Genomic DNA, 23163 nt, shown 5'->3' on the forward strand with positions numbered 1-23163 from the left:
CGGGACAGGGCGAGGATGCGCATGTCCGGGTGCAGCAGGTTCGCGCGATCGAGTTGATAGAGGGAAGGAAACAGCTTGCGTAGGGCCAGGTCTCCCAGGGCTCCGAAGAGCGTGAAAACACAAGGTTCGTGAGGAATGGTCATATAGGTAATCTTTTTGTTTTCTACCAAAGTTAGATCGACGAGAGCAGAAGGAAAAGCTTTTCATCAGGATTTATTCAGTAATAGCAATAAAATACTTGATGGGCTTACCTATCAGCAGCTTCCTGCCGGGAGGTAACGATCACAGCGCTCATGCCCAACCACATGATGAAACGTTTCATCAATGCTTCATTTAGCCACATATTTTTAGCGAGCGGTATCGAAAAGCTCGGCAAGATAATTTTTTCCGACAGTCATGCCGGATTCGTCCATGGCCGGGCGTTCAGCGCATCGTACAAATAGTCGCTGAACACCCGGATCGGCAACGACGCCTGGCGATGCTGCGGGTAGATCGCGTAGATCTTCGTCGGCGGCGGGCGAAAGGTATCGAGCACCGTCACCAGTTCCCCACCAGCCAATTGTGATGCAACGATGAAGGTCGGTAGCACCGCCAGGCCAAGCCCGGCGACGGCAGCGTCGCGCACCAATTCACCGTTGTTGACGCGATAACGGCCGCGCACGGCGATACGTTCGGGACGTCCATCGCACCAGTAGAGCCAGTCCACCGCCTTGCTGTGGCCGTAGAGTAGACATTGATGCTCGCGCAGATCCACCGGTGTTTTGGGTGCATCGTGGTGATCGAGGTAGCCGGGGCTGCAACAGGTGACCATTTCCGAGGCGCCAAGCGCGCGGGCGATCAGAGCGGAGTCGGGAAGAATACCGATCCGTATGGCCATGTCGTAGCCCTCGTCGAGCAGATCGACCATGCGATCATTCAGATCCAGCTCGATGGAAATGTCTGGATAACGTTCGAGAAATCCCGGCAACAGGGTGCTCAGGTGCAAGGTACCAAAGGACATCGGTGCCGACAGGCGCAAGGCGCCACGCGGTACTGCCTGCTGCAGGGAAATGGCCTGCTCGGCCTCGTCTACGTCCTTAATGATCTGCCGGGCGCGCTCCTGGTAAGCCTGGCCCAGTGGTGTAACTGCCAGCCGACGTGTCGAGCGATTGAGCAGGCGCACCCCCAGCCGCGCTTCCAGCGCCATCAAGCGCCGACTGACCAGTTGCTTGGATAGACCCAGGGCTTCGGCTGCCGCGGTGAAACTACCGCAATCCAGAACGGTAACGAACAGGCGCATATCTTCGAGCTGGTTCATTGTCTTCCTCAAGTAGACAATATTACGCTATCAGACATCTTAATCGAAAAATAAAGAGACAGTAATCTGTGCTCACTGGCTACACACATCATCCTTACCGACCAGGAGACAGATATGCCTTTCACCATCAACGACACCACAACCTTTACCGGCCGCGCTCTGTTGAGTTCACTGTTTCTCGTCAGCGGGTTCGCCAAGGTTACGGCACCGGACGCTACGCTTGGCTACATCGGCAGCACCGGCATGCCGTTTCCCACCTTGGCCCTGATCGCGGCATTGGTGATTGAGCTGGGTTTTGCTTCGGCTTTGCTGGTTGGCTACCGCACCCGTTTCGTAGCAGCCGTGATGGCTGGTTTCAGCCTGGCGACGGCGCTGGTTTTTCATAACCAGCTGGGCGACCAGAATCAGCTCATCCATTTCCTGAAAAACCTGGCGATCGCTGGCGGGCTGCTGCAACTGGCGATTCACGGTGGTGGCGCGTTGAGTCTGGATATCTATCGCAGCCGTCGTGTTGCGCTCGCTTGAATGCTGTCGCCCGGTCTCGGCCGGGCCTTGCCGGAGATTTCATCATGAACGAATTACGCAAATCCGCCGACCGCGGCAAAGCCGATCACGGCTGGCTGCACTCGCGTCACAGCTTTTCCTTCGCTTCTTATTACGATCCCGAACAGGTGGGATTCTCTGATCTGCTGGTAATCAACGATGATCGCGTTGCACCAAGCCAGGGTTTCGGTCGCCATCCGCATCGAGACATGGAGATTTTCTCCTATGTGCTCGATGGTGAGCTGGAGCACAAGGACAGCATGGGTAACGGCTCGGTGATCCGCTCTGGCGATGTGCAGTTGATGACGGCCGGAACCGGCGTTACTCACAGTGAATACAACGCATCAGCTACGCAACCAGTGCATTTCCTGCAGATCTGGATCGTGCCAGCAGTCAACGGGTTACAGCCGGATTATCGGCAAGCGCATTTTTCTGCCAAAGACAAGCGCGGTCGCTTGCGCCTGGTGATCTCGCCGAACGGCGAACAGGGTTCGCTGGTAATCAATCAAGATGCCCGGATTTACGCGGGTCTGTTCGATGGCGAGGAAAAAGCCAGTCTGACGGTCGCAGCGCAGCGTTATATCTACGTGCACCTGGCTCGTGGTGCCTTGACAGTCAACGGCCAGCGACTGGAAGCCGGTGATGGGCTACGCATCCGGCAGGGTGGACAGCTAGCTGTCGAAGCGGGTGAACAAGCCGAGGTGCTGGTGTTCGATCTGCGTCCGAACGAACTACCGCGCATGGAATGAGTGCAGCCAGTCAGTACTCAAGCCCGCCGACAGAGCTCTCCAACGCCGCGTTGAGGGAGTCTTCCAGGCGGGACTTGTAATGCAGGTATTGCACTGTCTGTACCCGGTATTCGTTCTGCAAGGCCGAGATATCCAGGTCGGTAAGATAGCAAGGGTAGCGCTCGGCCTGCCGGCGACGGGCAAGAATGTGTTGAGCCACCGCAGCATAGAGCTTGTCGCCGTATTCCAGTTGTGAGAATTCACTCTGGTTACAGTACAGGGTGACCTGATCCTGGCTGTCCTCGCCGGGTTCGACAATGGCCTGTACATCGTAGAAACCATCGTCGAGCCCTAGCGCCGGTGGGTCGCGTCGTTCGAGACGAACAGTATGTTCAGAGCCGTTGCGTACGACTTCGTAGCACACCAGATCGAGTTCGTCGGCGCTATTGTCCATATCCAGCGGCAATTGGGCAGCACGCCGGAACAACAAGGACTGCAGAAAACGCCACAGAGGCGTCAGCAGGCTATGTTCATCACGAAACGGCAGACGTTGACGCCAGAGGGTGTTGTATTCGTCGAGCACACTGATCTGGGCCTGCTTGCCTTCAATACGGTAGAAGACCTGCAAGTGACCGGCCCGGCCATGGCCAAGGATCGCTTCCAAGTCCTGTTCCGCCAGAGTCTGGGGGGCAAGATACAGCTGGCTCCAGCGCTGCCGCGGTGCTCCAAGGTATTCGAGCAAGGCTGCCTGATCGTTCAGGTAGATGGTCCGGATCTGTCCGGGCTGCAGCTTGATCAGGCAGAAGCGTTCCTGTTGACGGATCAGGTAGCGACAACCAGGATCGCTGGCCAGCCGGCCCTGGACATCGAGAAAGATTTCTTCGATGCGCCGGGAGTTGGCCTGCAGGGCATTACAGAAGTGGTAACCCATTTTCAGCGTCAAGCTCGGCCAGGCATCCTGCTGCGGCGGCAGATTGATAAGGTATTCACGCAGGCAGTCCATCAGCACCCATGGGCCTTCGTAGCGGAACACCATCAGTTCGTTCCAACTGTTCAGGGTCAACTGATCGAGCGACAGGATGCAGTTCCCTGCCACGCTGCAATCTTCTGCCGCAAGCGCCTGTCTGCCGTACCCGACATTGGCCAGCAGCAGGACCTGGCGCGGCGCGCTGGCAGCCAGCAGTGCTTCTTCGTCAATCCCCCTGAGCGGCATTGGCAGTGCCTGGTGCAGGCTGTGCAACAGGTACTGCAGCTCATTCTCATCGACATCACTGTGGCCCGGATGCAAGGTAATCCGGGTTCCGGCATCGATCACACCGTTGCGATGACACCAGGCAAGCAGTGCAACAAGCTCTCGCGAACGCTTGAGAGAGGCAGCATCAGCGCACTGATGCAGGCTCAAGTCGCCGCGATACAGCACCCACAGAACCTCGCCATTAGCGTCTCGGTCACAGGCGAGGGTTAGCGCCTGCTCGGCCATGTTCGGGGAAATCCCGGGGTTGACGAATTCCACCTTGCCGGCCTTGCGCTCGAAGGCGGCATACAGTTGCCGGCCAAGGATGCTCAGGTCACGATTGTCCAACGGGCTTTTGGCCTGCTGCTGGCGGGCGAACTGGCTGAGAAAGCGAAAGCTGTAAATCAGCTCGTTGACCAGTTTGCGTCGCTCACGGCTGACTTCGTCAACCTTCCAGCAAGCGCGATTGTCGAGCTGTGCCAGTTGCTGCGCACTCCAACCCCATTCGGCGATCAGTTGCGTCAGGACGTCGTGTGGCCAACCCGAATCGGTCGATGGCCGATCGAGCTGCCGGCTTACCTTGAGATACAGGCTGCGCCGGACCAACTCCAGGCGTTCCGGTTGCTGGCGGCGGTAAAGATATTCCTCGATCCGCCGGTAAAGCATCAGGTATGGATCCAGTTCATTCAGATCCAGGCAGTTGGTTTGCACAGCCAGTTTGAAGCGCAGTCCAAGGCATTCCACCCCGGGATACTCGCTGGCATAGACCTCCGTCAGCAGTAGCTTGATCAGCGCCTTGTAAGGGGAGCGAATCCCTTTGTACAGTTGCCAGAGACCGGTCCCGAGAAATTCGCCAGGCGGTATCCGCCCCAGATGCCCCAGATCCAGCATTTCATTGGCACGCAGCAGATTGCGCTGCCGCAGCAGGCCGGCATATTCCTCGTAACGATGCTCCTCGCTCGCCGGCACCAGCCACCAGAGCGGAGTACGCCCGGCCAGCCAGATCGCCGTGCGGTAGAACTCGTCGAGCAGAAGATAGTGCTGGCTGCTGCCACAATGTTCGGAGCTCAGGCTTTTGCTGCCCTTGCCCTGGGCAAAATGTTCCGGGTCGATCAGATAGAAATGCGCTTCGGCGCCTTGGCTCGCGGCCCAGGCGGTCAACCCCTCGCATTTGCGTTCCAGCTTCATCAGGGCTGCCTGAGGCAAATGCGAAGCATGGCAAACCCAGACATCCAGATCGCTCTGCTCAGCCTGGGCCAACGTGCCCAGGCTACCCATCAGAAAGACACCGTAGATCTGCCTTGGTCGATGGTCATCTTGAAGCATGCTGTCATCGATGCCGCCGGCAAAAACCTGATCCAGGTTACGAGCCTCGTTGAGAATTTCGGCAGGCGGTTCGAAATCATCCACGCCGGCCGGCGTGGATGCATCGATATAGCCGGGAAACAACGGATGGTTGACGTGCAACAGCAGTGGCAGCAAGCGGATCACCTGCTGCTGGCGGCACGACAGGCCTTGCAGCGCGCGCGCCAGGCGTCCGGTATTTACTCTGAAAAAGCGCTCGCGAAGCTGATCGAGAGTGGCTCGGTCGATCTCGTCCTCAAGCGCCGGATGCAATTCCAGGCGATTAATCATGGAGAAGCTCGAAGCATAGGCATCCCAGAGTACTGGCCGAAAAGGAACCGGAAGATTGACCCATGGCAAGGAAAATCCACTTAAACTGCGTGATGCAACCTGACCAGAACGAATTCACGAACGGTCGATTCGAGCCAGCAGTTCAGGACAACAGCCTTGGCCCGTATAATCTCCAAGCGTGCTTTCGTTCGCGTGACGATAGTAGACAATACCACCCGACCTCATTGCACACGTGGCCGACGACATTCTTCAGGCTGCCGCGATTTCCAGGGACGACCCTTTGCATCCGGAAAACGACCACCCCATGCATACTGTAGAAAAGATCGGCGGCACGTCCATGAGCCGCTTTCAGGAACTGCTCGACAACATCTTCGTCGGCCCACGCCGAGGCAACGAACTGTATCAGCGCATCTTCGTCGTCTCCGCCTACGCAGGCATGACCAACCTGCTGCTGGAACACAAGAAGAGCGGCGAGGCTGGCGTCTATCAGCGGTTCGCCGAAACCCGCAACGAGGAAAGCTGGCTTGCCGCGCTGGAAAAGGTCCGCCAGTGCATGCTCGACAAGAATGCAGAGCTATTCCCTGCCGGTTCCGAGCGCCAGCAGGCCGACCGCTTCATCGAGACACGGATCGACGATGCTCGCCACTGCATGCACAGCCTGCAGCGGCTCTGCACTTACGGGCATTTCCAGCTTAGCGAACATCTGCAGAAGGTGCGTGAGATGCTCGCTTCGCTTGGCGAGGCGCACAGCGCGTTCAATACTATGCTGGCGTTGCGTCAACGCGATATCAATGCCCGACTGGTCGATCTGACCGGCTGGCACTGCGCCACGCCGCTGCCATTCGACGAGATGATCAAGACCTCGTTCGCGGATCTCGATCTCTCTCGCGAACTGGCCGTGGCCACCGGTTACACCCACTGCAGCGAAGGGCTGATGAGTACCTTCGACCGTGGCTACAGTGAGATCACCTTTGCCCAGATCGCCGCCGCCACCGGCGCGCGCGAGGCGATCATCCACAAGGAATTCCACCTGAGCAGCGCCGACCCGAACCTGGTCGGCGTGGATAAGGTGGTTACCATCGGCCGCACCAACTACGACGTCGCCGACCAACTCTCCAATCTCGGCATGGAAGCCATCCACCCGCGCGCAGCCAAGACCCTGCGCCGCGCCGGCGTCGAGCTGCGGATCAAGAACGCCTTCGAACCAGAGCATGCCGGCACTCTGATCAGCCAGTCCTATCGCAGCAGCAAGCCATGCGTAGAAATCATCGCCGGGCGCAAGGATGTGTTCGGCATCGAGGTATTCGACCAGGACATGCTCGGCGACATCGGCTACGACATCGACATGTCCTCACTGCTCAAGCAGCTCAAACTGTACGTGATGAACAAGGATACGGACGCCAACAGCATCACCTATTACGTCTGTGGCTCGCTCAAGCTGATCAACCGTGCCGCACGGCTGATTGAGGAACGCTATCCGGCTGCCGAAGTGACGGTGCATAACGTTGCCGTGGTTTCGGCGATTGGTTCCGATCTCAAGGTCAAGGGCATTCTGGCCCGTACCACGGCGGCGCTGGCCGAAGCAGGTATCAGCGTACAGGCGGTACACCAGTCGATCCGCCAAGTGGAAATGCAGTTGGTGGTCAATGGCGAAGACTACGCCGCTGCGGTCGCCGCCTTGCATCGAGCACTGATCGAACCGGAAAACCACGGCAGTGTGATCGCCATGGCCTGAAGGCAGACGCGGACCGGCCTGTGGATATTCGGGCCGCTCCGCCGAATCATCGGGTTATTCAAGCGGGCTGAACTTAACGACGGCTTTCTCGGACTCAATCAAGAGTTCCTACCCGCAAACCGGAGAAAGTCATGTCGGATAATCACATCTACAAGAAAGTCGAAGTCGTCGGTTCCTCGCGTACCAGCGTGGCCGACGCGATCCAGAATGCCGTCACCGAAGCCTCGAAGACCCTGCAAAATCTCGAATGGTTCGAGGTGAGCGAAATCCGCGGCCATATCGAGAACGGCAAGGTCGGGCATTTCCAGGTAGGGCTGAAGCTTGGCTTTCGCCTGAACGATCACTGAAAAACCCCTGCACTTCAATTGCGGACGAACCTGGCACGGCTCCGTCCGCAATATCTCGCTGACCACCCGCCTCATCCCGCATTCCTGCCGTTCCGACAAGCTCTTCTGTCTGGTATGCGAAGAAGAAGTCTTGCCAAACAAAAAACTCAACCATTAAGATAGCGCTATCTCAATGGAATTAATCAGATTCAATAAAGCCGATTGCGTATGAATGCTGCTTGTAGTCGCTCAAGATGGCTACAAAAGCAATCACACCCAGAGAGCAACGATAGAACTGTTTATTGCACTGCCGTGAAGACAGCGCTATCCAAGCCGTAGTGAGGTATTTTATGGCTGCATCTATCAATGCGTTCGTGATCATGGGCGTTGTCGGCTGCGTTACACCCAACGTCGCCCAAGCCATCTGCCAACTCGGCAACGTTACCGCCATAAGGGGTGACACCCGCCCCAGCCCGCACGCTAATGCCAGGATAGGCGACGGCGCTCCCGATACTGGAGCGTCTCTCGGCTGCGTTTAGAGCCTGTTCAAAGTCTCGCGAGCTAAGGCCAGACAAGGCGAAAATGGCTGAGGAAGCGGACCGGGCTCGCGTACGAGTTTACAAGTAAGTAGTAAATGAGCATTCCGAAGGCATTTTCAACGCGGTATGGCCAACGCGCAGCAGACTTTGAACAGGTTCTTAGACAGCGCTACCCCATTTCCGCACCTTCAGTACCAAGCCCCATAACAAAGACAAGTCAGGAGGCTCCCATGCCGGCTATGTCTCACGATGCGTTTTTGCTGGTCATCCCGCTCGCGCCGAGCATGACCACCCTGTTTTCCAGGCTGGTGGCTGCAGTCATGGCGAATACCGGCAACCAGCCTGCCAGTGCTTGCTCCGGTGTTTATTTTGCTGCTGGCGATGGTGCTATGAGAACGAACGGCACGGTATGACCGGCCTTTTCAATAACGTGGTCAATTAGCCTGAATCTGGAGTAATCATGTCTAACGAAGACAGTCCCAACGAACGGCGGGATTTCCTGCGTAAATCCCTGACGCTGATTCCCGTTGTCACCCTGGCTGGCGCTAGTCTTGCCAGCCCCCTATCAGCGCAGGAATCGAGTGCAAAGCACGACGCGAACAAGCCTGCCGCCCCTGCGTCACACTACGAACCCAGTTATTTCACGGCTGAGGAGTGGACGTTCCTGCATGCCGCCGTAGCGCGATTGATTCCCACCGACGAACGCGGGCCGGGGGCGATCGAGGCCGGAGTGCCGGAGTATATCGACCGGCAGATGGGCACTTCGTATGCCAATGGCTCGCTGTGGTACATGCAGGGACCATTCAATGCCAACGCAGCGCCGGAATTTGGCTATCAGCTCAAGCTGTCACCCAAGGAAGTCTATCGCCTGGGTATCGCGGCGGCGGACAACTGGTGCCATCAGCAACACGGCAAGCTCTTTGCCCAGCTCGATGCAGCGACTCAGGACGCGGCGCTCAAGCAGTTCGAGTCGGGCAAGGTCGCCTTCGAACAACTGCCGGCGAAAACCTTTTTCACCCAGTTGCTGCAAAACACCAAGGAAGGGTTTTTCTGCGACCCCATGCATGGCGGCAACAAGAACATGGTCGGCTGGAAACTGATCAACTTCCCCGGCGCTCGCGCCGATTTCATGGATTGGGTGGAGCGTGACGAGCGTTATCCCTTCCCACCGGTTTCCATTCGCGGAGAAAGGGCATAAAGATGGCAACTTCGATGAAAAAGGCCGATGCGGTGATCGTCGGCTTTGGCTGGGCCGGCGCGATCATGGCGAAGGAATTGACCGAGGCGGGGCTCAATGTCGTGGCCCTGGAACGCGGACCGATGCAGGATACCTACCCGGAAGGCTCCTATCCGCAGGTAATCGACGAGCTTACCTACAACATCCGCCGCAAGCTCTTCCAAGATATTTCCAAGGAAACTGTCACCATTCGCCACGGCGTCAACGACGTGGCCCTGCCCAATCGCCAACTGGGTGCCTTCCTGCCCGGTAACGGCGTGGGAGGCGCGGGCGTGCACTGGTCCGGCGTGCATTTTCGGGTCGATCCGGTGGAACTGCGTATGCGCAGCCATTACGAGGAACGCTACGGCAAGAAGTTCATCCCGGAAGGCATGACCATCCAGGACTTCGGCGTGACCTACGAAGAGCTGGAGCCGTATTTCGACTTCGCCGAGAAGGTGTTCGGCACCTCCGGCACGGCCTGGACCATCAACGGCAAGAATGTTGGCGAAGGTAAAGGGGGCAATCCGTTCGCGCCTGACCGTTCCACCGATTTCCCTCTGGTGGCACAGAAAAATACCATCTCGGCCCAGTTGTTCCAGAAAGCGGCGACAGAGGTAGGTTATCACCCGTACAACCTGCCTTCGGCCAACACATCCGGCCCTTACACCAACCCCTATGGCGCGCAGATGGGCCCATGCAACTTCTGCGGATTTTGCAGCGGCTATGTCTGTTACATGTATTCCAAGGCGTCGCCGAATCTGAATATCCTGCCAGCCCTCAAGCAGGAGCCGAAATTCGAGCTGCGTACCAACGCCTATGTGCTGCGGGTCAATCTCGACAGCGACAAGCGCCGCGCTACCGGGGTGACGTACGTGGACGCTCAGGGCCAGGAAATCGAGCAGCCGGCGGATCTTGTGATCCTCAGCGCCTTCCAGTTCCATAACGTGCGCCTGATGCTGCTTTCCGGTATCGGCAAGCCCTACGATCCGAAGACCGGCGAAGGTGTCGTGGGCAAGAATTTCGCCTACCAGAACATGGCGACCATCAAAGCCTATTTCGACAAGGACGCCCACCATACCAACCCCTTTATCGGGGCCGGCGGCAACGGTGTGGCGGTGGACGATTTCAACGCCGATAACTTCGACCATGGCCCGCACGGCTTCGTCGGTGGTTCGCCATTCTGGGTCAACCAGGCTGGCACCCGGCCCATCGCCGGCATCAACAACCCGCCCGGTACGCCGGAGTGGGGCAGCCAGTGGAAAGCCGCAGCCGCCGATTACTACACCCATCAGTTGTCGATGGACGCCCACGGCGCGCATCAGTCCTATCGCGACAACTATCTGGATCTCGATCCGACCTACAAGGACGCTTACGGCCAGCCGCTTCTGCGCATGACCTTCGACTGGAAGGAAAACGATCTGCGGATGACCCAGTTCATGGTGGAAAAGATGAAGAAGATCGCCGAGGCGATGAATCCCAAGGCCCTCAAGGTATCGGTCAAGGGGGCTGGCAGCCACTTCAATACCGCCAGCTACCAGACCACACACCTCAACGGTGGCGCGATCATGGGCACCGATCCGAAGACCAGTGCGGTGAACAAGTACTTGCAGAGCTGGGATGTACCCAATGTCTTCGTGCCCGGTGCATCAGCCTTCCCGCAAGGTCTGGGCTACAACCCCACCGGCCTGGTGGCGGCACTGACCTACTGGTCGGCTCGTGCAATCCGCGAGCAATACCTGAAAAATCCCGGCCCGCTGGTACAGGCATAAGGAGGAGCTGTCGTGAAAACTTTCTTCTCCGCCCTGGCCCTGGGTCTGTTCGCACTGCCGGCAATGGCTCGCGAAGTAAACGATGCCGACCTGGTGAGCAAAGGCGAATATCTGTCACGGGCCGGCGATTGCGTGGCCTGTCACACCGCGAAAGGCGGCAAGCCGTTCGCGGGCGGCCTGCCGATGGAAACACCGATCGGCATCATCTACTCCACCAATATCACACCGGACAAGGAAACCGGCATCGGTAGCTACAGCTACGAAGACTTCGACAAGGCTGTGCGCCATGGCGTAGCCAAATCGGGCAGCACACTCTACCCGGCCATGCCCTATCCCTCCTATGCCAGCGTGACGGAAACCGACATGCGCGCGCTGTATGCCTACTTCATGCAAGGCGTCGAGCCAGTGCCGCAAGCTAACCTGGATAGCGAAATCCCCTGGCCGTTGTCCATGCGCTGGCCATTGGCGATCTGGCGTACGCTGTTCGCGCCGAAAGTGGCGGATTTCCAACCCACCCCAGGGCAGGATCCGATCATCACCCGTGGCGCCTACCTGGTGGAAGGCCTGGGTCACTGTGGCGCCTGCCATACACCAAGGGCCATCACCATGCAGGAGAAGGCCCTGTCGCCAGCCGACGGTGATGAATTTCTTGCCGGTAGCGCACCACTGGAAGGCTGGATCGCCAAGAACCTGCGCGGCGATCACAAGGATGGCCTCGGCAGTTGGAGCGAAGAGCAACTGGTGCAGTTCTTCAAAACCGGCCGTACGCCGAATACCGCGGTCTTCGGTGGCATGACCGATGTCGTCGAGCACAGCCTGCAATACATGACCGATGCCGACCTTATCGCCATGGCCCGCTATCTGAAATCGCTACCGGCCAAGGACCCGAACGACAAGCCCTTCCAGGCCGATGTCCGGATTGCCGAGGCGCTGTGGAAAGGGGATGACAGTGCTCGTGGTGCAGCGATCTATGTCGACAACTGTGCAGCCTGCCACCGTACCGATGGCCAAGGTTATGAGCGGGTATTCCCGGCGCTGGCGGGCAACCCGGTCCTGCAAACGGATGATCCGACCTCGTTGATCCATATCGTGCTGAGCGGCGGCACCTTGCCGGGTCTCAATCACGCGCCGTCGACCATCGTGATGCCACCATTCGGTTGGCGGTTGACGGACGAGCAGGTGGCCGACGTGATCAGCTTCATTCGTACCAGTTGGGGTAACCAAGGTACACCGGTTGCTGCCAAGGCCGTCGCCAAACTGCGCAACAACGGTAACCGTACGACCTCCGGCACTGATATAGGCTGGGTTTCCGGCTCCGCTGAAGCGGCTGCTGCAACCCACCACTAACCAGCCGTGACCTGCTAAACGGCCATTACCACGGTCTTTTCGCATCGGGTGAACATCCCGGTGCGAAAAGCTCCGCTCTCCGAGCGATTGCTCAAAATGGCGCGGACCGTGCCATCCCTCATCACGAATAGTTCAGCCGCAAGCATCCTTTCCCGATAGCGGTGCAAGTATCGACAGCTACCCAGCGGCCCTGCTCAGCGCAACAGATACGTCTGCAATTCCATCCGCTTCACGTAGTAATCCAGATACCACTCGATATATCGGGAAACGCCCAGCTCTACGGAAATGGACGGCTGATAGCCAAAGGCATCCTGTAATCTGCTGCAGTCGGCGAAGGTCCCGTGGACATCGCCAGGTTGTCTGGGCAGGTAGCGGGCATTCGCCTTCTTGTTCAGGCATTTTTCGATCACGCCGATGTATTCACTGAGTTTCACCGGCGAGCCGCAACCGATATTGAACAAGCGATAAGGTTTATGGCTGGTGGCCGGATTCGGATTCGCGCTATCCCAAGCCGGGTCGGGCCGGGCGATATTGTCCGTGGCGAGCAGAATGCCGGTAACGATATCGTCGATATAGGTGAAATCCCGGAAGTGGTCGCCGTAGTTGTAGACCTCAATGGTCTCGCCTTTGTAGATGCGATCCACGAAGCGGAACAAGGCCATGTCGGGCCGCCCCCAGGGACCGTAGACGGTGAAAAAGCGCAGGCCGGTGGTGGGTAGATCGAACAGATGACTGTAGCTGTGCGCCATCAGCTCGTTGGCGCGCTTGGTCGCTGCGTAGAATTGCAGGGGATGATCGGCGCGATGTTCTTCCTTGAACGGCATGCTGGTATTGGCACCATAGACACTGCTGGTGCTGGCGTAGACCAGATGGGCGATTTCGTGGTCCCGGCAGGCCTCGAGGATATGGGTGAATCCCACCAGATTGCTCTGCATGTAGGCACGTGGATTTTCCAGCGAATAGCGTATGCCGGCCTGGGCGGCAAGGTGGATGACTCGGTCGAATGGCAGGCGCCCGAATGCATCGTCCACAGCAGCGCTGTCGGCGATATCGGCTTCGATGAAGTGGAAGGCTCCTGCGTCCTTATCTTTGCCGGCAATCAGCTCCAGCAGGGCCAGGCGGCTACGCTTGAGGTTGCGATCGTAGTAGTCATTGACGTTATCGATGCCGACCACGGTATCGCCACGCTGCAGCAGCAGCCGGGCTACATGAAAACCGATGAAACCGGCAACACCGGTAACCAATACGTTCATAAACTGCCTCGAAAAAGATAAAACCGCTTTGCTCAGGCTCGGCGCTGCTGAGTATCCTGGCGACTTTCAATTTCCCCCGCGCCGATTTGCCGGAGAAATCCGACAATCGCATCCGCCCCACGCGCGCCGCTCTGGCCTGGCTCAATCAGGCCAAGGGTTGCCTGCAGGTAATCACGCTGGCGCTGTTCGAAATCCTGATAGTGCCGGACCGCCTCGTCGATGACCTTGTCCAAATCAGCAATATCGGTCACCACCGGGCCGAGGTTCCAGAAGCGATAGTGCACATCATCCTGCCAGGCAACGTTGCGCGGATTGAGGAAGATGCAGGGCCGGGGCCGGGTGACGAACTCGACCACCTGACTGCTGACATCGCCGATGTAGATATCCGCCGCCAGGGTATAGGTCATATCGACGCAACGATCGCTACCCAGGTCAATGAGCATGTGCGGATAACGCTGATATTCGCACAAGGCCGCGTACTTCTCCGGAGTCGGTGGATCAAACATGCGGATATGCGGGGCAAAGATCAGGTTGTAACCAGTGCTTTGGGCAAAGTAATCGAGCACCTGGCGGCCAACCAGCGGCCAGGACGATAGCTCTTGTTCGAAATGCGGGTTGTAGAGCACGGTCGGCCGGTCGTTATCGAACAACCGCGGCCGGTTACCATGTTGCAGCGTGATCCAATCAAGCTTGGCATAAATACCGGCAGCGAAGCGGCCAGGCGCCGTATAGCCTAATTCGAGCAGGCGACTGGCCTCCTTATTGCCAGGCAGCAGCAGAAAATCGAAAAACGCCAGCTCCGGAGCATAGGCTACCGCACGATCACCAGCGCCGTGCTTGGTACCGATCAGTTTCAGGCTCGATGGACAGATCTCGCGCAGATACAGTGACGTCCGTTCGGGCGTCACCAATGCATCAAAACCGGAAAAGTACAGCTGGTTGGCGCGCAGAACCCGCTTCTTGCTGCCGACCAACCGATCCCGGTTGCGAATCCAGGCGGACCAGGGGCGATACAGGTGATCGTAATGCAACGGTACCGGACCGACCCGTTCTTCGATCAGCCGGCGAGCGAAGCGTAGATTCTGCGCAAACCCGGCGAGATGTACCTCCATGTCCGGATAGCGCTGCGCCAGGGCAACCGCGATCGGCAGGGAATGGAAGATCTGATGAACCTGAGCAATGAAAGGAAAGCAGATTCGCACAGGCACGCGAACCGGATCTGTCGCCTTTGCCCAGCGCTGTAACCGGTTGTGGCAGGTGGCATGGACATCCATCCGCGACAAGCGCGCCAGGACCATGGCCAGACTGTAGGCGAGCAGGGCGGTCATGCTGCAACTGTCGATCACTGCCTGCAGGCTGGATTGCAGGCCATCGAGCAGCCCGTTGCCGATCCAGGCCAGCGACATGACAACCTGGGCAACGACGCCGACCCACAGAAGCGTCTCAATCGGATAGTGGCTCAGATAGAGCAGGAGACAGCGAAACAACAGGACGGTAGCCAGCACCCAGGCCAGGATGATCAGGAAAATGAAGAAGAATCCCCGGTAATCCAGCGTATCGACAGCCGTCTCGGCGCACCAGATCAATAGCATGCCCGCACACCCCATCAGCCACTGCCGGCGGACCAGCAGATTGCTCCATCTGCTGACAAGCTGGAAAACCGCGAAGGCCAGCCCCAGCGAACGCAGCAGATCGCTGGAGATTTCCAGCGGCGGCATGGCCGCCAGCATGACTCCGCAAAACTGCGCAACGATCACTATCAACAGATAGAGCAGGGCAGTGACCGGCAGCATCAGCGACCAGTTATTCAGGCTAGCAGGCATGACATGTCGTCTCCGGCAGATCGAAGAGAAAAAAGGATAGAACGGGGATATATCCAATCGCTCGAGATAATGCGGCTGCTTCACGGCAGCTTTCCGCTTCCATTAGTGGCGTTCGCGTTACGCGATGATGGACCTGGCACAGTGGTTTGACGAGAGGCATGGCATCTCTGCATTCACGTACAACCGGCTGCAGACAGTTCAGGAAATTGTAGGTGCAGTAAAAACCGAGCCAGCTCGGTGCCATCCATGACCTGCCGGAAAACAAGGTTACCGTAGTCGATTACAGGGACGATGAAGCACAGCCATCAGAAATCAGCAAAAATATTACGTACCATGAAATACATATCTTATCGACGTTAAAAGCCGGGATAAAAACCAGCAAATCACAAAAGAATTTCGACCAATCGGATTGCTGGTTCAAGCAATCAACTATTCGACCAGTACACTAAAATTCTAAGACCAATATAAGCTATTGATTTATAAAGTATAATTTATATTTAAAGAAATTTGATTTATCTTTTATTGATTTATCAACGGTATTTAACGGGAGCTAAAAACCAATATATTGAGTTCGTACTCACCGCAGTACATTCGAAATAGGCCTAGAAATGGCGTACTGCTAATTTTTCAGTACACCAGAATCAAGATAGGGTTCGCCCATGGCTGGGCTGCTAGAGGCTTGTGTGGTTATTGGTTAATTCCAGTTTGGATACGGACTCCGGCGTCACAAGGAGTCATAGCAAGCATATGGCGAACAGTGGCAACGCCGTATTGGCACCACGAACGCCGCAATTGGCCAATCGAATCAACCAAACAGGCTACTTATCATCACCGCGCGTAACCTTCCGCCAGATACCGGTCCTTCAGCTTTACGTAGTTACTGGCGGTGTATCTGAAGAACGCCAATTCCTTTTCCGTCAGCGGGCGCACCTGTTTCACCGGGCTGCCGACGTAAAGGTAACCGCTTGCCAGCGTCTTGCCCGGCGGCACCAGGCTGCCGGCGCCGATCACCACCTCGTCCTCGATCACTGCGCCGTCCAATACGATGGTGCCCATCCCGACCAGGACGCGATTGCCGATGGTGCAGCCATGCAGCGTTACCTGATGGCCGACGGTTACCTCATCGCCGAGGTTTAGCGGAAAGCCTTCCGCCTTGTAGGGACCGGCATGGGTGATGTGCAGGACGCTGCCATCCTGAATGCTGCAGCGGGCACCGATATGGATGCGATGCATATCGCCACGAATGACCGCCATGGGCCACACCGAGGTATCGTTGCCCAACTTCACATCGCCCAGAACGACTGCCGATACATCGACAAATACCCGTTCGCCCAATTGCGGGACCATACCCTCGAACGTTCGAATCGCCACGATAGAAACCTCTTTGCTGTGACAAGGATGAATTCTTCCTAGAATGGCCCCATATGGACTGCAATAAAGCAGCGGAGCCTTTCCGTCTGCCGCAGTCATATCGATAAACCCGTCTTCGTCAAGGTGAACCGTGAGCGCGAACAATCCCCTCTTGCAAGATTTCGATCTGCCGCCTTATTCCGCGATCCGCCCGGAACATGTGGAGCCGGCCATCGATGCCATCCTCGAGGACAACCGTACTGCCCTGCAGCAACTGCTGGAGCGTCCGGCTGCAAGCCTGGACTGGGCGACACTGGTCGTCGGGCTGGATGCCCTGAATGAGCGGCTTTCCCGAGCCTGGAGTCCAGTCAGCCATCTCAACTCGGTGTGTAACAGCGCTGAACTGCGCGCGGCCTACGAGGCTTGCCTGCCCAAACTGTCCGCCTACTACACCGAACTGGGGCAGAACCGTGCCCTGTTCGAAGCCTACAAAGCCCTGGCGGAAGGACCGGAACAGGCCAGCTTCGACGTGGCGCAAAAAACCATCCTGGAACATTCGCTGCGCGATTTCCGCCTGTCCGGTATCGACCTACCACCGGCCGAGCAACAACGCTTCGGCGCCATCCAGATGAAACTGGCCGAACTGGGTAGCAAGTTTTCCAACCAGTTGCTGGATGCGACCCAAGGCTGGACCAGGCACATTACCGACGAAAGCCAGCTTGCCGGCCTGCCCGATTCGGCCAAGGCTCAGATGGCCTACGCCGCCAAGGCCAAGGAACTGGATGGCTGGCTGATCAGCCTGGAATTCCCCAGCTACTATGCGGTGATGACCCACGCCGACAACCGCAGCCTGCGCGAAGAGGTCTATATTGCCTATTCCACTCGCGCTTCGGACCAGGGCCCCAACGCCGGACAATTCGATAATGGACCGGTGATGGAAGAAATCCTTGACCTGCGCCAGGAGCTGGCCAGGTTGCTCGGCCATGCCAGTTACGCCGAATTGTCACTGGCGACCAAGATGGCCGAATCCACCGATCAGGTGCTCAGCTTCCTGCGTGATCTGGCCAGGCGCAGCAAACCCTTCGCCGAACAGGATCTGGCCGAACTGCGTGCCTTCGCCGCCGAGCAGGGCCTGGCCGAATTGCAGAGCTGGGATGTCGGTTACTACGGCGAAAAACTACGCGAGAGCCGCTATAGCCTGAACCAGGAAGAACTGCGTGCCTGGTTCCCTATCGACAAGGTACTTTCCGGGCTGTTCGGCATCGTGCGGCGGCTCTATGGCATCGAAATCCACGAACTGGAAGATTTCGATCGCTGGCACCCGGATGTGCGCCTGTTCGAAATCCGCGAGCACGGCGAGCATGTCGGCCGTTTCTTCTTTGATCTCTATGCCCGGGCCAACAAACGCAGCGGTGCCTGGATGGATGGCGTACGTGACAAATGGCGCAGCAGCGACGGCAAGCTGCACAGCCCGGTAGCCAACCTGATCTGCAATTTCACTCCGTCGGTGGACGAGCGTCCGGCATTGCTGACCCACGACGAAGTCACGACACTGTTCCACGAATTCGGCCATGGCCTGCATCACCTGTTGACCCGGGTCGAACATATCGGCGCTTCGGGCATCAACGGCGTGGCCTGGGACGCGGTGGAACTGCCCAGCCAGTTCATGGAGAACTGGTGCTGGGAACCGGACGGCCTCGCCCTGATTTCCGGCCATTACCAGACCGGAAAAAGCTTGCCGGCTGACACCCTCGAACGCATGCTCGCGGCAAAAAACTTCCAGTCCGGCATGATGATGGTGCGCCAACTGGAGTTCTCTCTGTTCGACTTCGAGCTGCATGCTACCTATGGCGACGGCCGTAGCGTGCTGCAAGTACTCGAAAGCGTGCGCAACGAAGTATCGGTGATGCGCCCGCCGGTCAATAACCGCTTCCCCAACAGCTTTGCACACATTTTTTCCGGCGGTTACGCGGCGGGTTACTACAGCTACAAATGGGCCGAAGTACTGTCCTCCGATGCGTTCTCGCGCTTCGAAGAGGAGGGCGTGTTCAACCCACAAACCGGGCACGACTTCCGCGAAGCCATCCTGGCGCGTGGCGGATCCCAAGAGCCGATGACTCTGTTTGTCGATTTCCGTGGCCGTGAGCCATCCATCGACGCCTTGCTGCGCCACCTCGGCCTGACCGCGGAGGCCGCATGAGCGAACCCAGGGTAACCTCGAAACGCTTCATCGCCGGCGCAACCTGTCCGGCCTGCAGCGCGGCGGACAGCGTAAAGATGTGGAACGTGGATGAAGTACCGCATCGCGAATGCGTCGCCTGCGGCTACAGCGATACCCTCAACGAACAGGGCAACGCCGTGCCCAACGAGTTGGATACGCGGGTCAACCGGATTCCGCTGAAGCCGGTCAATACCACCGTGCAATCCATCCAGTTCTTTCCTAATGCCAAGCTGAAGAAAGTGGATAAATAGATTTTCCCGATAACGACAAAAATGCCCATATCATCCAGCGATGTGGGCATTTTCGTTGGTGATAGAGAAATCTTGTCCGGTTACCGCAGAAAGCATCAAGAAAAAGACCGAAAGGAAAGCGTGCAGAAGAGGGAGGACCTGCTTTCAGGCAGCAAAACTTGCCAAATAGTCTGGGCGGCTGATGCAGGTTTGGAGCGAATGAGCGAGACTCCGAAGCAACGTGCTGCGACGCAAGGCTATGGCAAAGAGCGGAAACTCGGTATCGGGGCCTCGGATACCGAAATCGAGTGATCGAGTCGACCAGACAAATCGTTAACTGGTCCGATTTTTTTTGTCATGAACCACTTTATCTTTCGAAATACCGCTCGTATCGAAAGGTATGCTCTTGTTATCCAGGCTTGTACTGGACTCTTGATCGACCGGTAATGGCTTATTTTTCAGCGCATTTTTCTGATCGAGATCTTTTTTCGGCGGGATACCGCTGTAATTGGTCATTTCAAAGCCCTCCTTTCATCCATCCATTGAGTAAAAACAGCTTCGTTCTCATTGGAAAAGATACAAAACAGGAGTTTCAGCGAAATACCAGATATCGGATGAGCGGATACGGTTCCAGGACAAACATGCAGTTAAAGAGCCCATAAAACTGCCCAGCAAGGAGTTGAGAATTATCGGGGGTGCGCACGTCGAGGCCTGGAGCTAGATCAGATCCTGGCTGCACCGAAGATTCACGGCCTGGGAAGAAAGAAGCGTAGCGAGCACTCCACAAGCGCTACACGCATGAGAAAGCAAGGAGAGCGGTGCGGCTGACCATACGCCTTGGCATTTACCGCTTGTTTGCACTATTCATCGCATCGCCAGTCGATCACTATTTGCCGTTGATTCCGTGATTATTAAGGCAGCATCCCCCATGAAAACTCCTCGAAAAAGTCTCTATCTCTTTGGTGTACTACTGGTTGCAGTAACCGCGCTGACGTTCTATCAGATGATGAGCGTCAATCGGAAGCCTGACCAGGAAGCACTGCTATCCGCCGGTATCGTATTGCTCCCACAGAGCCGCGAAATTCCACCCCTGGCCCTGATCAACCAGGACGGCCAGCAGATTACAGTCAATGAAATGCGAGGCCGCTGGACACTGGTGTTCTTCGGCTATACCTTCTGCCCGGACATCTGCCCGGCGACCCTGGCCGAACTACGCAAGCTCGACAGCCAGTTGTCCGCACGCGACCGCCAGCAGATGCGCGTGGTCATGGTCAGTGTCGACCCCAAGCGCGACACGCCGGAACAACTGAAGAAATACCTGGCTTTCTTCAGCCCCGAATTCATTGGCCTGACCGGCGACCCGGCCAATATCCAGACGCTGTCCAACACGCTCGGCATCCCCTTCATTCCAGGTGATACCCGGACGGAAAACTACACCGTGGACCACAGTGGCAATCTGGCGCTCATCGGCCCGGACGGAACCCTGCGCGGCTTCATCCGGGCGCCATTGAACGTTGCCAAACTGACCGAGGAATTACCGCGCCTATTGCTGAGCCGTTGATTTCAGCCGCATCCAAGTATTCTGGATGGACATGGATCATCGCCAAGGATGATCCATGAATCACGATCGATGAAACGTTTATCACCGTGTGCGGGTCCGTTAGACAAGCGCTGTGAAACGATCGATGGTGAAATGAAGGACGAATATTCGTTCTGGTCGTTTCACAAGCATTCCCACTGCTTGATGAGGCCATTATGAGTAACTCCAAAAAAAGCGAACTCGCCGGTACCGATACGCCCGATCGTGCCAATACCAGCCAGAAGCAGGAACAGCTCGAACAATTCCGTTCCGACGCCACCGGCCAGGCCCTGCGTACCAACCAGGGTGTGAAGATTGCTGACAACCAGAACACCCTGAAGGCCGGTGCCCGCGGCCCTTCGTTGCTGGAAGATTTCATCATGCGTGAGAAAATCACGCACTTCGACCACGAGCGAATTCCCGAGCGTATCGTCCATGCTCGGGGCGCCGGTGCTCATGGTTACTTCCAGGTCTACGAATGCCAGTCCGAGCTGACCAAGGCAGCGCTGTTCCAGGACCCGGGCCAGAAAACGCCGATCTTCGTGCGCTTCTCGACCGTACAAGGCCCACGCGGCTCCGGTGATACGGTGCGCGATGTACGCGGCTTCGCCATCAAGTTCTACACCGACGAAGGCAACTGGGATCTGGTCGGCAATAACATGCCGGTGTTCTTCATTCAGGATGCCATCAAGTTTCCTGACTTCGTCCACGCCGTAAAACCCGAACCACACAATGAAATTCCTACCGGCGGCAGCGCCCATGACACGTTCTGGGATTTCGTCTCGCTGGTGCCGGAATCGGCGCACATGGTGCTCTGGACCATGAGCGACCGGGCCATTCCGGTAAATTTTCGCAGCATACAGGGCTTTGGTATTCACACCTTTCGCCTGATCAATGCCGAGGGCAAGGCGCGGTTCGTTAAATTCCACCTGAAACCGTTACAGGGAGTGCGTTCGCTGGTCTGGGATGAGGCGCAGAAACTGGCCGGCAAGGACACCGATGCGCATCGCCGCGATCTCTGGGAGGCCATCGAGAGCGGCGACTATCCGGAATGGGAATTCGGCGTACAAATCGTCGAGGAGGAAGACGAGCACAAGTTCGAATTCGACCTGCTCGACCCGACCAAGATCATTCCCGAAGAAATCGTCCCGGTCACCCCCATTGGCAAGCTGGTGCTGAATCGCAATCCGGATAGCTTCTTCGCCGAAACCGAGCAGGTAGCGTTCTGCCCGGCGCATATCGTGCCTGGTATCGATTTCAGCAACGACCCATTGCTGCAGGGTCGACTGTTCTCCTATACCGATACCCAGATCAGCCGCCTGGGCGGGCCGAATTTCCACGAGATCCCGATCAATCGTCCCCTGGCGCCGAATCATAATGGCCAGCGCGATGCCCAGCACCGCATCACCATCGACAAGGGACGTGCCTCCTACGAGCCGAACTCCATTGATGGCGGCTGGCCGAAGGAAACCCCGCCAGGAGCGCAGGACGGGGGCTTCGAGACTTACCACGAACGCATCGATGCCTACAAGATTCGCGAGCGCAGTACATCGTTCAGTGACCATTTCTCCCAGGCCACGCTGTTTTATAACAGCCTCTCGGAAGCCGAGCAGCAGCACGTGATCGATGCCTACAGCTTCGAACTGGGCAAGGTCGAGCGGCTTTGGATTCGCGAACGGCAGGTCAATGAAATCCTGGCCAATATCGATCTCGAGCTTGCCGCCAAGGTTGCGGCCAATCTGGGTTTGCCTGCTCCCACTGCGCCAACCGTACCGCCGAAGAAACTGTCCATCGACAAATCGCCGGCGCTCAGTCAGGTCAACCTGCTGTCCGGCAAGATCAAGGGCTTCAAGGTGGCGATCCTGGTTGCCGATGGTGTCAATGCTGACGATGTGCAAACGATACAACAGGCGTTGAAGGCTGAAGGCGCACATGCCAAGGTGCTCGGCCCGACGTCCGCACCAGTGCAGACGGCCGACGGCAAGACCCTGGAAGTCGATGCCTCCGCCGATGGCCTGCCTTCGGTGGCGCTGGATGCAGTGTTCGTCCCCGGCGGCGCGGAAGCAGCCAAGGCTTTCGCCAGTAGTGGTACAGCCAAGCACTATCTGTATGAAGCCTATAAGCATTTGAAAGCCATCGCGCTGGTCGGCGAGGCGAAGGATCTGCTTTCCGTACTGCAACTGGACCCCGATGCCGGCCTGCTCAGTGGCAGCGATACCAAGGCCGTGCAGAAGGATTTCTTTACAGCTATCGCCCAACACCGGGTCTGGGCGCGCATACCGAAGATCAAATCGATTCCGGCCTGAGTCCATAACTCGGCGGGCCTGGCGGCGAC

The 23163-nt window shown here is 57.4% G+C and carries 20 protein-coding genes; 13 read left to right on the forward strand and 7 right to left on the reverse strand.

Features of this window, described 5'->3' with window-relative positions:
* Both FHR87_RS19460 and FHR87_RS06595 read right to left on the reverse strand, forming a co-directional pair.
* The coding region (locus tag FHR87_RS19460) for a hypothetical protein (protein ID WP_183165929.1) at positions 1-143 on the reverse strand (143 nt) is incomplete at its 3' end.
* Positions 144-394: 251 nt separating this feature from the next.
* Entirely contained in the window at positions 395-1297 is a 903-nt protein-coding gene (locus FHR87_RS06595) for a LysR family transcriptional regulator (protein ID WP_183165930.1), read from the reverse strand.
* A 114-nt stretch (positions 1298-1411) separates the two neighbouring features.
* Here FHR87_RS06595 and FHR87_RS06600 point away from each other — a divergent pair, with 114 nt between their 5' ends.
* Both FHR87_RS06600 and FHR87_RS06605 read left to right on the forward strand, forming a co-directional pair.
* Positions 1412-1822 carry a DoxX family protein gene (locus FHR87_RS06600; RefSeq protein ID WP_183165931.1) on the forward strand — a complete coding sequence of 137 codons (411 nt, stop codon included), beginning with the start codon at positions 1412-1414 and terminating at the stop codon, positions 1820-1822.
* Between the two features lie 44 nt (positions 1823-1866).
* Entirely contained in the window at positions 1867-2589 is a 723-nt protein-coding gene (locus FHR87_RS06605) for a pirin family protein (RefSeq protein ID WP_183165932.1), read from the forward strand.
* A 10-nt stretch (positions 2590-2599) separates the two neighbouring features.
* Here FHR87_RS06605 and FHR87_RS06610 read toward each other — a convergent pair whose 3' ends face one another.
* Positions 2600-5437 carry a class I adenylate cyclase gene (locus FHR87_RS06610; protein WP_183165933.1) on the reverse strand — a complete coding sequence of 946 codons (2838 nt, stop codon included), beginning with the start codon at positions 5435-5437 and terminating at the stop codon, positions 2600-2602.
* Between the two features lie 304 nt (positions 5438-5741).
* On the opposite strand from FHR87_RS06610, the gene FHR87_RS06615 reads away from it, so the two are divergent.
* The 7 genes from FHR87_RS06615 to FHR87_RS06645 all read left to right on the forward strand — a co-directional run bounded on the left by FHR87_RS06615 (position 5742) and on the right by FHR87_RS06645 (position 12372).
* Entirely contained in the window at positions 5742-7172 is a 1431-nt protein-coding gene (locus FHR87_RS06615) for an aspartate kinase (RefSeq protein ID WP_183165934.1), read from the forward strand.
* 131 nt (positions 7173-7303) lie between these two features.
* Positions 7304-7519, forward strand: a complete 216-nt coding sequence (locus FHR87_RS06620) for a dodecin (protein ID WP_183165935.1) — start codon at positions 7304-7306, stop codon at positions 7517-7519.
* Positions 7520-7848: 329 nt separating this feature from the next.
* Positions 7849-8037: a hypothetical protein gene (locus FHR87_RS06625; RefSeq protein ID WP_183165936.1), complete on the forward strand. Its 189-nt coding sequence runs from the start codon at positions 7849-7851 to the stop codon at positions 8035-8037.
* A 230-nt stretch (positions 8038-8267) separates the two neighbouring features.
* Positions 8268-8450: a hypothetical protein gene (locus FHR87_RS06630; RefSeq protein ID WP_183165937.1), complete on the forward strand. Its 183-nt coding sequence runs from the start codon at positions 8268-8270 to the stop codon at positions 8448-8450.
* A 47-nt stretch (positions 8451-8497) separates the two neighbouring features.
* Entirely contained in the window at positions 8498-9235 is a 738-nt protein-coding gene (locus FHR87_RS06635; RefSeq protein WP_183165938.1) for a gluconate 2-dehydrogenase subunit 3 family protein, read from the forward strand.
* A 2-nt stretch (positions 9236-9237) separates the two neighbouring features.
* Entirely contained in the window at positions 9238-11025 is a 1788-nt protein-coding gene (locus tag FHR87_RS06640) for a GMC family oxidoreductase (RefSeq protein WP_183165939.1), read from the forward strand.
* 12 nt (positions 11026-11037) lie between these two features.
* A complete protein-coding gene (locus FHR87_RS06645; RefSeq protein WP_420826728.1) occupies positions 11038-12372 on the forward strand; it encodes a c-type cytochrome in 1335 nt (444 codons plus the stop codon).
* Between the two features lie 194 nt (positions 12373-12566).
* Here the strand turns inward: FHR87_RS06645 and FHR87_RS06650 are convergent, their stop codons facing one another.
* The 3 genes from FHR87_RS06650 to FHR87_RS06660 all read right to left on the reverse strand — a co-directional run bounded on the left by FHR87_RS06650 (position 12567) and on the right by FHR87_RS06660 (position 16795).
* Positions 12567-13625 (reverse strand): NAD-dependent epimerase, encoded by a 1059-nt coding sequence (locus FHR87_RS06650; RefSeq protein ID WP_183165940.1) that lies wholly within the window; start codon positions 13623-13625, stop codon positions 12567-12569.
* A 32-nt stretch (positions 13626-13657) separates the two neighbouring features.
* Positions 13658-15448: a hypothetical protein gene (locus FHR87_RS06655; RefSeq protein WP_183165941.1), complete on the reverse strand. Its 1791-nt coding sequence runs from the start codon at positions 15446-15448 to the stop codon at positions 13658-13660.
* 828 nt (positions 15449-16276) lie between these two features.
* A complete protein-coding gene (locus FHR87_RS06660; protein ID WP_246335834.1) occupies positions 16277-16795 on the reverse strand; it encodes a gamma carbonic anhydrase family protein in 519 nt (172 codons plus the stop codon).
* Positions 16796-16949: 154 nt separating this feature from the next.
* Here FHR87_RS06660 and prlC point away from each other — a divergent pair, with 154 nt between their 5' ends.
* The gene (prlC, locus tag FHR87_RS06665; protein WP_183165943.1) at positions 16950-18998 is read left to right on the forward strand and encodes an oligopeptidase A; all 2049 of its coding nucleotides are present in this window, start codon (positions 16950-16952) and stop codon (positions 18996-18998) included.
* Positions 18995-19270 carry a YheV family putative zinc ribbon protein gene (locus FHR87_RS06670; protein WP_183165944.1) on the forward strand — a complete coding sequence of 92 codons (276 nt, stop codon included), beginning with the start codon at positions 18995-18997 and terminating at the stop codon, positions 19268-19270. The genes prlC and FHR87_RS06670 overlap by 4 nt, the downstream gene beginning before the upstream one ends.
* A gap of 312 nt (positions 19271-19582) precedes the next feature.
* On the opposite strand, the gene FHR87_RS06675 is transcribed toward FHR87_RS06670, so the two are convergent.
* A complete protein-coding gene (locus FHR87_RS06675) occupies positions 19583-19765 on the reverse strand; it encodes a hypothetical protein (protein ID WP_183165945.1) in 183 nt (60 codons plus the stop codon).
* Between the two features lie 412 nt (positions 19766-20177).
* On the opposite strand from FHR87_RS06675, the gene FHR87_RS06680 reads away from it, so the two are divergent.
* Positions 20178-20810 carry an SCO family protein gene (locus FHR87_RS06680; protein WP_183165946.1) on the forward strand — a complete coding sequence of 211 codons (633 nt, stop codon included), beginning with the start codon at positions 20178-20180 and terminating at the stop codon, positions 20808-20810.
* A gap of 194 nt (positions 20811-21004) precedes the next feature.
* The gene (katE, locus tag FHR87_RS06685; protein ID WP_183165947.1) at positions 21005-23134 is read left to right on the forward strand and encodes a catalase HPII; all 2130 of its coding nucleotides are present in this window, start codon (positions 21005-21007) and stop codon (positions 23132-23134) included.
* Positions 23135-23163: the final 29 nt, after the last annotated feature.

Source organism: Azomonas macrocytogenes, from assembly GCF_014191985.1.
GTDB lineage: Bacteria > Pseudomonadota > Gammaproteobacteria > Pseudomonadales > Pseudomonadaceae > Azomonas > Azomonas macrocytogenes.

Bases quoted from the DNA above. Each gene is read 5' to 3' on its own strand.
- FHR87_RS06620 (WP_183165935.1), top strand. From the start codon at position 7,304: ATGTCGGATAATCACATCTACAAGAAAGTCGAAGTCGTCGGTTCCTCG.
- FHR87_RS06600 (WP_183165931.1), top strand. From the start codon at position 1,412: ATGCCTTTCACCATCAACGACACCACAACCTTTACCGGCCGCGCTCTG.
- FHR87_RS06625 (WP_183165936.1), top strand. From the start codon at position 7,849: ATGGCTGCATCTATCAATGCGTTCGTGATCATGGGCGTTGTCGGCTGC.
- FHR87_RS06610 (WP_183165933.1), bottom strand. From the start codon at position 5,437: ATGATTAATCGCCTGGAATTGCATCCGGCGCTTGAGGACGAGATCGAC.
- katE (WP_183165947.1), top strand. From the start codon at position 21,005: ATGAGTAACTCCAAAAAAAGCGAACTCGCCGGTACCGATACGCCCGAT.
- FHR87_RS06655 (WP_183165941.1), bottom strand. From the start codon at position 15,448: ATGCCTGCTAGCCTGAATAACTGGTCGCTGATGCTGCCGGTCACTGCC.
- FHR87_RS06660 (WP_246335834.1), bottom strand. From the start codon at position 16,795: ATGGTCCCGCAATTGGGCGAACGGGTATTTGTCGATGTATCGGCAGTC.
- FHR87_RS06630 (WP_183165937.1), top strand. From the start codon at position 8,268: ATGCCGGCTATGTCTCACGATGCGTTTTTGCTGGTCATCCCGCTCGCG.
- FHR87_RS06650 (WP_183165940.1), bottom strand. From the start codon at position 13,625: ATGAACGTATTGGTTACCGGTGTTGCCGGTTTCATCGGTTTTCATGTA.
- FHR87_RS06640 (WP_183165939.1), top strand. From the start codon at position 9,238: ATGGCAACTTCGATGAAAAAGGCCGATGCGGTGATCGTCGGCTTTGGC.
- FHR87_RS06615 (WP_183165934.1), top strand. From the start codon at position 5,742: ATGCATACTGTAGAAAAGATCGGCGGCACGTCCATGAGCCGCTTTCAG.
- FHR87_RS06670 (WP_183165944.1), top strand. From the start codon at position 18,995: ATGAGCGAACCCAGGGTAACCTCGAAACGCTTCATCGCCGGCGCAACC.
- FHR87_RS06595 (WP_183165930.1), bottom strand. From the start codon at position 1,297: ATGAACCAGCTCGAAGATATGCGCCTGTTCGTTACCGTTCTGGATTGC.
- FHR87_RS06635 (WP_183165938.1), top strand. From the start codon at position 8,498: ATGTCTAACGAAGACAGTCCCAACGAACGGCGGGATTTCCTGCGTAAA.
- FHR87_RS06675 (WP_183165945.1), bottom strand. From the start codon at position 19,765: ATGACCAATTACAGCGGTATCCCGCCGAAAAAAGATCTCGATCAGAAA.
- FHR87_RS06605 (WP_183165932.1), top strand. From the start codon at position 1,867: ATGAACGAATTACGCAAATCCGCCGACCGCGGCAAAGCCGATCACGGC.
- FHR87_RS06680 (WP_183165946.1), top strand. From the start codon at position 20,178: ATGAAAACTCCTCGAAAAAGTCTCTATCTCTTTGGTGTACTACTGGTT.